This is a genomic window from Buttiauxella sp. AC038, assembly GCF_979253565.1.
This window is the reverse complement of record NZ_CEEDCQ010000001.1, coordinates 232,302-244,647: the sequence shown is the minus strand read 5'-3', so window position 1 is coordinate 244,647 and position 12,346 is coordinate 232,302. Positions and strand designations below refer to the sequence as shown.

General features: G+C 53.4%; 11 protein-coding genes. 5 read left to right on the top strand and 6 right to left on the bottom strand.

The genetic code is table 11. The annotated features are described in order from the left end of the window. Positions 1-118: 118 nt before the first annotated feature. The 6 genes from flhA to hypA all read right to left on the bottom strand — a co-directional run bounded on the left by flhA (position 119) and on the right by hypA (position 5,914). A complete protein-coding gene (gene flhA / locus AC0IXI_RS01135; protein ID WP_134186035.1) occupies positions 119-2,203 on the bottom strand; it encodes a formate hydrogenlyase transcriptional activator FlhA in 2,085 nt (694 codons plus the stop codon). A 116-nt stretch (positions 2,204-2,319) separates the two neighbouring features. Then, entirely contained in the window at positions 2,320-3,330 is a 1,011-nt protein-coding gene (gene hypE / locus AC0IXI_RS01130) for a hydrogenase expression/formation protein HypE (RefSeq protein WP_471681825.1), read from the bottom strand. Further along, on the bottom strand, positions 3,327-4,448 hold the full coding sequence (gene hypD, locus AC0IXI_RS01125) for a hydrogenase formation protein HypD (RefSeq protein WP_064514562.1): 1,122 nt from the start codon (positions 4,446-4,448) through the stop codon (positions 3,327-3,329). Before hypD ends, hypE begins: the two co-directional genes overlap by 4 nt. Beyond that, the gene (locus AC0IXI_RS01120; RefSeq protein ID WP_034460456.1) at positions 4,448-4,708 is read right to left on the bottom strand and encodes a HypC/HybG/HupF family hydrogenase formation chaperone; all 261 of its coding nucleotides are present in this window, start codon (positions 4,706-4,708) and stop codon (positions 4,448-4,450) included. The genes hypD and AC0IXI_RS01120 overlap by 1 nt, the downstream gene beginning before the upstream one ends. Further along, the gene (gene hypB / locus AC0IXI_RS01115; protein ID WP_064561277.1) at positions 4,699-5,562 is read right to left on the bottom strand and encodes a hydrogenase nickel incorporation protein HypB; all 864 of its coding nucleotides are present in this window, start codon (positions 5,560-5,562) and stop codon (positions 4,699-4,701) included. Before hypB ends, AC0IXI_RS01120 begins: the two co-directional genes overlap by 10 nt. Further along, positions 5,555-5,914, bottom strand: coding sequence for a hydrogenase maturation nickel metallochaperone HypA (gene hypA / locus AC0IXI_RS01110; RefSeq protein WP_422569449.1), 360 nt, complete (start codon positions 5,912-5,914; stop codon positions 5,555-5,557). Before hypA ends, hypB begins: the two co-directional genes overlap by 8 nt. An 812-nt stretch (positions 5,915-6,726) precedes the next feature. Here hypA and hycA point away from each other — a divergent pair. The 5 genes from hycA to AC0IXI_RS01085 all read left to right on the top strand — a co-directional run bounded on the left by hycA (position 6,727) and on the right by AC0IXI_RS01085 (position 12,344). Further along, positions 6,727-7,182, top strand: a complete 456-nt coding sequence (gene hycA, locus AC0IXI_RS01105) for a formate hydrogenlyase regulator HycA (RefSeq protein WP_064514566.1) — start codon at positions 6,727-6,729, stop codon at positions 7,180-7,182. An 87-nt stretch (positions 7,183-7,269) separates the two neighbouring features. Beyond that, entirely contained in the window at positions 7,270-7,875 is a 606-nt protein-coding gene (locus AC0IXI_RS01100; RefSeq protein ID WP_064514567.1) for a 4Fe-4S dicluster domain-containing protein, read from the top strand. Next, entirely contained in the window at positions 7,872-9,680 is a 1,809-nt protein-coding gene (hycC, locus tag AC0IXI_RS01095) for a formate hydrogenlyase subunit 3 (protein WP_471681824.1), read from the top strand. Before AC0IXI_RS01100 ends, hycC begins: the two co-directional genes overlap by 4 nt. Positions 9,681-9,690: 10 nt before the next feature. Next, the gene (locus AC0IXI_RS01090; protein WP_471681823.1) at positions 9,691-10,617 is read left to right on the top strand and encodes a respiratory chain complex I subunit 1 family protein; all 927 of its coding nucleotides are present in this window, start codon (positions 9,691-9,693) and stop codon (positions 10,615-10,617) included. A 17-nt stretch (positions 10,618-10,634) separates the two neighbouring features. Further along, the gene (locus tag AC0IXI_RS01085; RefSeq protein WP_064514573.1) at positions 10,635-12,344 is read left to right on the top strand and encodes a hydrogenase large subunit; all 1,710 of its coding nucleotides are present in this window, start codon (positions 10,635-10,637) and stop codon (positions 12,342-12,344) included. Positions 12,345-12,346: the final 2 nt, after the last annotated feature.

Genomic DNA, 12,346 nt, shown 5'->3' with positions numbered 1-12,346 from the left:
ATTACCAGGTTAGAAAAGTAGGTTTATACCCAAAATAATTCGAATTGCGTCGCGGCGGCAAGTGAGCGCGGCCAACAAAGACGCAATTTGAAGTAGGACGGATATAGCCAGTTTCCGGCTAAATCTTCTCTTTATCAATCCCCAAACGTTTCATACGTGAAAGCAACGTCGTGCGTTTTAATCCCAATCGCTGTGCCGCACCACGTGCGCCGGCAACCACACCATTGGTTTCTTTCAGCACACGCAAAATTCTCTGCGCTTCATCTTCGCCTTCGCGGATTTCTTCGCTCGCGACAAGCTGCATCGGTTTTTCTTCCAGCTGCTGGTAGTCCATCTCAGGCAAGGAAAGATGCAACACATTGCCGCGAGTTAACAGAACCGCTCGTTCAATCACATTTTCCAGTTCACGCACATTACCTGGCCAATCCATACGGCTGAGTGCGCGCAAGGTTTCGGCTGGAATACTGTCAATATTACGGTTCATACGATGGGCGATTTTGAAGGTGAAAGATTTCACCAACAGCGGAATATCCTCCGGGCGCTCACGGAGCGGTGGCAACATAATCGGGAACACGTTCAGGCGATAATAGAGATCGCTTCGGAATTCACGCTCACTCACCATCTCTTTCAGATTGCGGTTGGTGGCGGCAATCAGGCGTACATCGACCTGCTGAACTTTGTTGCTGCCAAGGCGTTCAAATTCCTGCTCCTGTAGCACACGCAACAGCTTAGGCTGTAACTCCAGCGGCATATCGCCAACTTCATCAAGGAACAGCGAGCTTTTATCTGCCAGTTCAAAACGCCCGATACGTTGAGTATTTGCACCGGTAAATGCACCGCGCTCATGACCAAACAAGTCGCTTTCCAGCAACCCGGCAGGCATCGCCGCACAGTTAATTTTCACCATACGACGGCTGTTGCGTTCGCTCAGGTTGTGAATAGCGCGAGCAATCAGCTCTTTACCGGTACCCGTTTCGCCGAGGATCAGCACCGTACTGTCGCTTTTGGCTACCATCTCGACTTGTTTAAGCACATTCGACATCACGTCGCTGCGGCCAATAATCTCACCAAAATCACTGGCGACATTATTGATTTGCTCGGTGAGATAGAGGTTCTCATCGACCAGGTTTTCTTTCAGGCGATTGATTTCCTGATACGCCAGCGCGTTATCTACTGCAATGGCAATACGTTCCGCAATCTGGCGCATAAGCTTGAGGTTTTGCGGAGTAAAGACGCCCGCTTCACATTGCGCCAGCTTCAACACACCCACAATGTTATTGCCAAAAGTGAGAGGCAGCAGACACAGCGTCTGAATTTGGTTACCCCACATTTCAAACAACATGCGCTCATATGGCGCGAGTTGGTCACCGTGATGCAGATTCAATAGCAGCATTTCACCGCTTTTGAATACCCGTTCAGAAAGTGTCCCCCCTAAAGCGACATCACTCTGATCGTGGATTGGCGACTGTTCTTTCACGAAATGGGTGGAATAGACGGTAAGGCGATCTTTGCGGTTTCCGCGTAGCACGATACTTATCGAGTCTATCGAGAAATAGTGGTGAATCTCGTTGGCGATCTCGCTTATAAGTTCATCAAGATCGAGCTTAGAAAGTACCGCGTTTGTCACTGCAACCAGGATACGGAAATCGTCACGTTCGCGGCACAGTTGTTGGTAACCTAGATTTGAGTCGATACGGTTTTGGATTTGTTCCGCAGCCAGGGCCACAACATGGGCCAGGGTATGCATGCGGTTGAGTTCTTTATCTGTCCAGGCAGTATCGTTGTCGCGAATAAACTCGCAGCCGCCAAAGATTTTCCCTTCTGCGGCAAGCGGCAACAGACAGTAACGACCAAAGGGCGCATACAGTTCAAGGTTCATCACCTGTGGCCAGGTGTCATTGAACTCTTCCTGAGTACAAATCAACGCTTCCGGGCGCGAAAGCACACGCCGCACCGGCCCATTAGCCAGCACCATTTCATCTTCGTAATGCAGTTCTTTGCCGTGTTTATCCATGCCATAGAAGGCCACGCGCTGATGTAGCGGATGATAAAGCAGAATATTCACTCTGTTCGCCAGCGCACCTTGTTTTGCCAATTGAGTCAGGCAATTGGCAAGTGCCGGGAGATCAGGTTGCTGCAACAGGGTACGCGTAATATCAAATAGGCCCTGCTGCCCGAGATCACTCATCGGTGTGTATGGCATTTTGCTCATCCAAAAAATAGACCCGGTGAGTTACCGGGTAGGGAATATATTTATCATATAAATGGCGCTAGACGCTTTAGTGTAGCCAGGACGGCACACAGCGCTCCTGGCTTAGGTCAACAAATGCGTGGCAGCGGCTCTGAATGCGGCAAATCTAATGTCCGTTTTACACCATATAGCCCGGCGACACGTACACCTTTACGTTCAACAACATCACCAATAATTGCCGCGTCCCTTCCTAAAGGGTGAGCACGCAGTGCTGTAAGTACCGCTTCAGCAGATTCACGCTCTACAGCGATAACCAATTTACCTTCATTGGCAAAATTAAGCGCATCGAGACCAAGCAATTCACAAACACCACGCACCGCCGGCTTCAATGGCAGCTGACTTTCCGCCACTTCCATTCCACAACCACACGACGCTGCAAACTCATGCAGTACAGCATTCACGCCGCCGCGCGTCGCGTCACGCAATGCTTTAACCCCGGGAATATTGAGCAGTGGCGCGATCAGAGGTGCCAGCACCGCACAGTCACTGATTAGCGCACCTTCCAGACCCAGCGATTCTCGCAGATTTAGGATAGTCGCTCCGTGGTCGCCCAGAGTTCCGCTGACAATCAGCACATCACTCACGCCGATCTGTTGCGTACCCCAGTTCAAACCTACGGGAATGGCGCCAATCCCAGCCGTATTGATAAACAGCTTATCTGCCGCTCCACGCTGCACGACTTTGGTATCACCGGTAACCACCACGATACCCGCCGCTTTTGCGGTAGCCGCCATACTGGTAACCACACGCTCCAGTGTTTCAAGCGGCAAGCCTTCTTCAAGGATAAACCCGCAGGATAACCAGCGTGGCGTTGCACCGCTGACAGCTACATCGTTCGCCGTACCGCAAATGGCTAACTTGCCTATATCGCCGCCGGGGAAAAACAGCGGGTCGATTACATAGCTGTCGGTTGAAAATGCCAGGCGATCGCCGCTTGCGGTGAGTTCAGCCAGCGGTAAACGCGCCTGATCCTCTTGCTCAGCAAGCCAGGGATTATCAAACGCCTGCATAAACAAGTCAGCTACCAATTTTTGCATTGCCTGGCCGCCGCTGCCGTGGGCCAATTCGATTGTTTTCATGCTTCACACTCCTGGCTGCGATATTGATACCAGGCAGCACATGCCCCTTCAGATGACACCATCAGTGCGCCAAAGGCATTTTGTGGATTACAGGTTTTGCCAAACATCGGGCATTGATGCGGTTTGCAGCGCCCGGTGAGCACATCGCCACAACGGGCGAGCGGGTCGTCGTAAACCTGCTGCGGTGCGGGTTTGAAATGATCTTCCGCATCGAACTGACGATATTCGTCAGTCAGTTGAACGCCAGAATCGCTAATAGTACCTAGCCCACGCCATTCAGCATCACCACGCACGGTAAATACGTCTGCAATAGCTTCCTGCGCAAGGTTATTACCAGCATCCGGCACCACACGTTTGTATTGGTTCTCCACCTTGCTGTTTTGATGGATTTTTTGCTCAACCAGCATCACCACACCTTGCAGCAAATCCAGTGGTTCAAATCCAGCAACCACCAGCGGGCGCTGATGCTCGGTGGCAATAAAATCATAGGCTTCGGTGCCAATCACCATACTGACGTGGCCGGGAGCCAGGAAGGCATCAATGCCGTTATCCGGCTGCTCCAGCAAGCTACGCAGCGTTGGAATAAGCGTAATATGCTGGCAGAAAAAGTAAAAATTATTAATGCCCTGCGCTTTCGCTTGTTTGAGCGTAATCGCGGTGGTCGGCATCGTTGTTTCAAAACCGAGGCCGAAAAATACCACTTTGCGATCTGGGTCATGGCTCGCAATCGCCAGGGCGTCCATTGGCGAGTAAACCACGCGCACATCTGCGCCACGCGCTTTGGCCTGCATCAGCGAACCGTTTTTACCCGGCACACGCATCGCATCGCCAAAAGTGCAAAAAATCACTTCCGGATGGCTGGCGATTTCAATACACGCATCAATGCGCCCCATCGGTAGCACGCAAACCGGGCAACCCGGTCCGTGGATAAACTCAATGTTTTCGGGCAGCAACTGGTCGAGGCCAAACTTAAAGATAGCGTGAGTATGGCCGCCACAGACTTCCATAATGCGCAGAGGACGCTCGGCGGTGTAAGTCAGTTTTGGGGCGCGTTCACGCAGCACATCAATAAGCTGCATGACTTTTTCCGGCGCACGGTATTCGTCAACGAAGTGCATCATCCGCGTTCTTCCCCAAACAGCAGGCCGCCGACATCGGGTTCCACTTCGAACATGTTTTGCAGGGCATCTAAGGTGTCGCGAGCTTCGGCTTCATCAATAATCGCCATCGCAAAACCAACATGAACCAGCACCCACTGGCCGATTTGCGCATCGCCCACCAGCATCAGGTTTACATCGCGTTTGATACCACACACATCTACTTTGGCGCTGCCGTCTGGCAGTTTTTCAACAATCTGGCCCGGAATGCCTATACACATCGTTGCGTCTCCAGCCAATTAAGCCACTCATCCATGCCTTCGCCGCTGGTCGCAGAAACCAACAGGATTTCAATATTTGGATTCACCTGGCGGGCGTAGTCGAGGCACTTCTCAACATCGAACTGCAAATACGGCAGCAGGTCGATTTTGTTAAGCAGCATTAATGAAGAGGCGGCAAACATATGCGGATACTTAAGCGGTTTGTCTTCACCTTCGGTCACGGAAAGCACCGCCACTTTATGGCGTTCGCCAAGGTCAAAACTCGCCGGGCACACCAGGTTGCCGACGTTTTCGATAAACAGAATGCCGTTGCGCTCAAGCGGCAGTCGCTGCATGGCATCACGAATCATTTGCGCGTCGAGATGGCAGCCTTTACCGGTATTCACCTGAATGGCTGGCGTGCCGGTAGCACGAATACGCTCGGCATCGTTCACCGTTTGCTGATCGCCTTCAATAACGGCGCAAGGCACATTGCCGTGCAGGCGCTTCAGGCTTTCGGTCAGCAATGTGGTTTTGCCGGAACCCGGGCTTGAAACCAGGTTCAGGACCAGCTGTTGCTGTTTCGCAAACTGTTCACGGTTATACACTGCGAGCTGGTTATTTTTATCCAGCACGTTAAGTTCGATTTCCAACATACGGCGCTGAGTCATACCCGGCGCGTGGGTGCCTGCGGCACCGTGGCCATAATGCAGGTCGCCTTGTTCATCGGCGGTGGGGGCAAATTTCACCCCGGTGATTTGCATTGTTGCGCGCGCAGCTGGCGCGAAAGGTGCGCTACGGAATCCTGAGTGCGGGTTGCGCTCGTCGCCTTCTATATACAAGTTGCCTTCAGCACAACCACAAGTACTACACATGATTCGTCTCCTCCACTTCCAGACGCTTAATCTGCACGCCATCGTCTGCCACTACGCGTAAATTGCTGCCTTCGCACAACGGGCAGCGCCGTACCAGCTGGGTTAACAAGGTGATGTGTTGCTGGCAGTCGTAGCACCAGCACTCCGCTTCTTGTTGGTGAATATGAAGCTGGCAGCCTTCAGCTACTGTGTCGCGGCACACTAATTCGAAACAGAACTCCAGTGCGCTTTGCTCAACGCATGAGAAAGCGCCTACTTCAAGCCAAACACCAGTAACGCGGGTGGCGCCGTGCTGGCGGGCTTGAGCTTCGATGAGTTCCAGTGCGCGTTGGCAGAGGGTGATTTCGTGCATATTGCCTCCGGGGATGTCTGCTGGAGGTAATGCAAGGATGATGCCAGGAATTTGGGGGCGATGCCCATACGAGGTATATAGGGTATGGAGGTTTTCCGTTCACCCGGACGTTTTTCGATCCCGCATGGATTTGTGAACGGTGAACGTATCAAGGGGTTTACGCCAACCCCTTGATAATCCAGGCGTCCGGCAAATCAATCGCCGCAAGCGGTAAACACCGTTTTTCACCCAACATTCGGGGTCGTTCGCGATTCGTTCCCGACGATCGCTCACTCACGTGGCTCCCGGCCACGTGACCCCGACTGAAGGGTAAAAAACGGCGCGATTGAAGCCGGAACACAAGGTCAACGTCAAAAGCTAAAGACAGCACGGAGCCGGTTTTGACCTTGTTCCCGGTATAAATTGCCCCAGCGTTACCCATAAGTCAGGGTTGAGCTGCCGGGAGCAGCGAAAGAGAGCGATCGTCTGGAACGAGTCGCGAACGACCCTGAACGTTGGGGATAAGCTGGGGTTTACCGCGCAGCGGCAATTTAATCACCGGGCGCCGGGGTCGCCAGGGGGCTGGCGTGAGCCACCTGGCACGTTCACCGTTCGCAGATCTATGTGGGAACGAATAACTTTCGGGTGAACGGAAAACAACGAGGCTGGCATATCCCATGGCGACATTCTCCCCGTCAAACATGACGAAATGACATGTCATTCCTGTGGCTACTTGTATCCTATTAATACAAAAACCAATAATTTCAACAAAATACAATATTGGCACGAAACGTGCTCTGTAGACGCAACAGCAAAAACAGAGTGATTTAATAATGAACATTTGGGAACTGAGCGAAAAAGCCGAATACATTGCCGACAAGCACCAGCGCTTGCTCGCGCAATGGCAACATTACTGCAATAGCTTGATTCAGGGCATCACCCTTTCTAAAGCAAAACTGCATCACGCCGTAGGGTGCAATCCTGATGATTCCCTGCGCTTCTTCTTATTTGACCATTTCGTCATTCACGTGCGCCTGGCCGAAGGCTTCAACAGCCATACCATCGAGTACTACGTTGAGAAGCGTAATGGCGAAGATAGAGTATTGATTGCCAAAGCAATCCTTGATGACGAAGGCCGCATCGATAACAGCATCAGCAACCGTAACCGTGAAAGTGTTCTCGAGCATTACCTCGAAAAAATTCACCCGGTATACGAAAGCTTGTACAGCGCCGTTCACACCGATACTCCGGTATCGATGGGGCAGCTACAACAAAGCGCTCAGGCCTGATAGCCATGTTGGGTGTCGAAAACTGTCGAAACGACAGCCGTCGGCACAGTTTCGTCAAAATTGATGACGTGTTCTAAGGAAGACCTGGTGAATCGCTTTATTATCGCCGACTCCAAACTTTGCATGGGTTGCCACACCTGTGAGGCGGCTTGCTCTGAAACGCACCGTCTGCATGGCCTGCAATCTATGCCGCGCCTGAAAGTGATGCGTGATGCTAATGATTCCGCGCCGCAAATGTGCCACCACTGCGAAGATGCACCTTGCGCGGGCGTTTGCCCGGCTAATGCCATCACCCGCATCGATGGGGCCGTACAGCTTAATGAAAGCCTGTGCGTAAGTTGCAAACTGTGCGCTATCGCCTGCCCATTCGGCTCTATCGAATTCTCCGGCAGCCGTCCTATTCATATCCCGGCAAACGCTAACAGCCCGAAAGCGCCACCTGCGCCACCGGCCCCTGCGCGTGTCAGTACGCTTATTGACTGGGTGCCTGGCATTCGCGCAATCGCGGTGAAATGCGACATGTGCAGTTTCGATGAAGATGGTCCGGCGTGCGTACGCACCTGCCCAACCAAAGCGCTGCGCGTGGTTGATAACAATGACATTGCCAAATCAAGCAAACTTAAACGTGAACTGACTCTGGGCACGACGCTTGGCGATCTCACTCTGTTTACCCAACCAGAGGTGAAAAAATGAGTGCTTTTATCCTGATTCATTGGGCGCTGATGGGCTTTCTGCTAAGTGCAATTCTGGCAGGTATCACGGCATTTAATAAACCGCTGAGCGGCGTTATTGCTGGGCTTGGTGGCGCAATTAGCTCTGTACTGGTACTGATTGCCGGTTTCGATGCGTTAACCGGGTTTAGCGGTATGGCGCAAGTTTGGCAGTTGCATCTACAGCTCAACGCCTTTAACGGCATCTGGCTAGTAACGCTGGGTCTGCCGGGTCTGTTTATCTCTCTGTTTAATATCGACTGGCATCGTCATCACGCCGTTAAAGCTAATGGCTTGTTGGTAAACCTGGTGATGGCCGCAGCGGTGGCAGCACTGGTGGCCGATAATATCGGCATGTTAGTTGTGCTGGCAGAAATCGTCGCACTGAGCGGCTACTTCCTGACTGGCTGCCAGAAGTCCGGGCAGTTGTGGTTTGCGCTGGGCCGTCTCGGCACCGTCCTGCTGGCGGTTGCGTGCTGGTTGCTGTGGAACCAGTACGGCACGTTGAGTTACGCCGAATTGCACCTGATGACCAACGGCGCGCCGATTAGCTCTGTTGTCTGGCTGCTGGGCCTGGTTGGTTTTGGTTTGATGGCAGGCATTATCCCACTTCATGGTTGGGTACCTCAGGCACACGCCAATGCATCTGCTCCGGCTGCTGCATTATTCTCTGCCGTTGTGCTGAAAATTGGCCTGTACGGCATCATGAGCTTCTCGCTCATCAGCAACACTATGCCGCTGTGGTGGGGTGTTCTGGTCGTCATTCTGGGGATGATTACTGCGTTTATTGGCGGCCTGTATGCGCTGATGGAACACAATATCAACCGTCTGCTGGCTTACCACTCCCTTGAGAATATCGGCATTATTCTACTCGGCCTGGGCTGCGGCATGATGGGTCTTGCACTGAATGAATCCACGCTGGTTGCGCTCGGCATGATTGGTGGCCTGTATCACCTGTTCAACCATAGCGTATTCAAAACCACGTTGTTCCTTGGCGCAGGCGCGGTGTGGTTCCGTACTGGTCATCGCGACATCGAAAAACTCGGTGGTATCGGCAAGCGTATGCCGCTGATTTCCATCGCGATGCTGGTTGGTTTAATGGCGATGGCCGCACTGCCTCCGCTTAATGGCTTTGCCGGCGAGTGGGTGATTTATCAGTCGTTCTTCCATCTCGGTACCTTGCCGCTGTTTATCGCACGTTTCTTAGGCCCAATGCTGGCTGTAGGCCTGGCGATTACTGGCGCACTGGCAGTGATGTGTATGGCGAAAGTCTATGGCGTCACCTTCCTTGGCGCACCACGCACACCAGAAGCTGAAAACGCGACGTCTGCACCGTTCCTGATGAACCTGAGTGTGGCGGCGCTTGCAGCATGTTGTGTGATTGCCGGTGTTGCCGCTCCGTGGCTGATTCCGCTGTTGCAAAACGCAATTCCACTGCCGCTGGAAACCGCAAACACCACCGTTTCACAACCGATGATCACCCTGCTGCTGATTGCCAGCCCACTGCTGCCATTCATTCTGATGGTGATTTTCCGTGGCGATCGTCTGCCAAACCGTACACGCGGCACGGCCTGGGTTTGTGGCTACGACCACGAACAAGCGATGGTGATTACTGCGGGTGGCTTTGCTCAGCCAGTTAAAGCGGCGTTCGCGCCACTGCTGAAACTGCGCAAAACCCTGAACCCGGTGAAATGGGTACCTGGCTGGCAGTGTGATTGCCTTGCCGGTACGTTCCGTCGCCTGGCGATGATCGAACTGGCCGTGTTGCTGGTTGCGGTTTGCGCTTAAGGAGCCTGAGATGAATACCATTTTCTTTTCGTTGATTCAGGCGCTGGTTCTGTTTGCCGTCGCGCCACTGCTGTCCGGTATTACCCGCGTCACTCGCGCCCGCATGCACAACCGCCGTGGGCCGGGCGTGATGCAGGAATATCGTGACCTGTTCAAATTGTTCAGCCGCCAGAGCGTGGCCCCGGCCGCGTCCGGTTGGGTGTTCCGCATGATGCCGTTTGTGATGGTTGGCGTCATGCTGACGATTGCCACCGCGCTGCCGGTTGTGACCCTCTGGTCACCGCTGCCGTCGCTGGGCGATTTGATAACTCTCATCTACCTATTCGCGATTGCCCGTTTCTTCTTTGCGATTGCAGGACTGGATACCGGTAGCCCGTTTACCGGCATTGGTGCCAGCCGTGAAGCGATGCTTGGTGTGCTGGTTGAGCCAATCCTGATTCTGGGGCTGTGGGTTGCGGCACAAGTTGCTGGCAGTACTCACATCAGCAATATCGCCTCCACCATCTACCACTGGCCTGCCGCGCAGAGTTTGACGCTGATTCTGGCACTCGCTGCTTGTGCCTTCGCCACGTTTATCGAAATGGGCAAGCTGCCGTTCGACCTCGCAGAAGCTGAGCAAGAGTTGCAGGAAGGCCCGCTGACCGAGTACAGCGGCGCAGGTTTTGCGGTGCTGAAATGGGGGATTTCCCTCAAGCAATTGGTCGTGCTGCAGATGTTTGTTGGCGTGTTCCTGCCATGGGGCCAGATGAGCGAATTTAGCTGGGGCGGCCTCGTGATTGCGCTGGTTCTGGCGGCAGTAAAACTGGTTGCTGGCGTGCTGATTATCGCACTGTTTGAAAACAGTATGGCGCGTTTACGCATGCTGGAAGCCTCAACAGTTACCTGGGCCGGTTTTGGCTTTGCCTTTTTAGCCTTCGTCTCCTTGCTGGCGGCGTGATTTAAGAGAATTTATCTATGTCTGAAGAAAAGATTGGCCAACATTATCTCGCCGCTTTGCATAAGCAATTTCCTCATGCGGTGATCGACGAAGCGTGGCAAACCAAAGACCAAATCACCGTCACCGTGAAGCTCAACATGCTGCCAGAAGTGGTGGAGTGGCTTTACTACCAGCAAGGCGGTTGGTTATCCGTATTGTTCGGTAACGACGAACGCCAGTTGTGCGGCAATTATGCGGTGTATTACGTGCTTTCGATGGAAACCGGCGTGAAATGCTGGATCACCGTGCGCGTAGAAGTCGACGCTGACAAACCAGAGTTCCCATCCGTTACACCACGCGTTCCTGCTGCGGTTTGGGGCGAGCGTGAAGTGCGTGATATGTACGGCCTGCAACCTGTTGGCCTGCCGGATGAGCGCCGTTTAGTGCTGCCAGATGATTGGCCAGATGACCTGTATCCACTGCGTAAAGACAGCATGGATTACCGTCAGCGCCCGGCACCAACCAGCGATCAGGAAACTTACCAGTTCATCAATGAGTTGGGCAGCAAGAAGAACAACGTGGTGCCGATTGGCCCACTGCACGTAACCAGCGATGAACCAGGTCACTTCCGTCTGTTCGTTGATGGCGAAAACATTATCGACGCCGATTACCGCCTGTTCTACGTCCACCGTGGCATGGAAAAACTGGCTGAAACCCGCATGGGTTACAACGAAGTCACCTTCTTGTCTGACCGCGTATGTGGCATCTGCGGCTTCGCCCACAGCACCGCGTACACCACCTCAGTTGAGAACGCGATGGGTATCGTGGTGCCAGAACGCGCCCAGATGATCCGCGCCATCTTGCTGGAAGTTGAACGCCTGCACAGCCACCTGCTGAACCTCGGCCTGGCTTGTCACTTTGTTGGCTTCGACTCAGGCTTTATGCAGTTCTTCCGCGTGCGTGAGATGTCCATGAAAATGGCAGAAATCCTCACCGGCGCACGTAAGACTTACGGCCTGAACCTGATCGGCGGGATTCGTCGCGATCTGTTGAAAGATGACATGATCCAGACGCGCCAGCTTGCCCAACAGATGCGTCGCGAAGTGAAAGATCTGGTCGATATTCTGATGACCACGCCAAACATCGAACAGCGCACTGTCGGCATTGGCCGCCTTGACCCGCAAATCGCTCGCGATTTCAGTAACGTCGGCCCAATGGTTCGCGCCAGCGGTCACGCTCGTGATACCCGCGCCGATCACCCGTTCGTTGGTTACGGTTTGCTGCCAATGGAAGTTCATAGTGAAACAGGCTGCGACGTGCTTTCACGCCTGAAAGTGCGTATCAACGAAGTCTATACCGCGTTGAACATGATTGATTTCGGTCTCGATAACCTGCCTGGCGGCCCACTGGCTGTAGATGGTTTCACCTACATTCCAAACCGCTTCGCCCTTGGCTTCTCCGAAGCACCACGCGGTGACGATATTCACTGGTCAATGACTGGCGATAACCAGAAGTTGTATCGCTGGCGCTGCCGTGCGGCAACGTATGCCAACTGGCCAACACTGCGTTACATGCTGCGCGGTAACACCGTTTCTGATGCGCCATTGATCATCGGCAGCCTGGATCCTTGCTACTCATGTACCGACCGCATGACGATTGTCGATGTGCGTAAGCGCAAGACCAAAGTGGTGCCGTACAAAGAGCTTGAGCGCTACAGCATTGAGCGCACCAATTCGCCGCTGAAATAAGC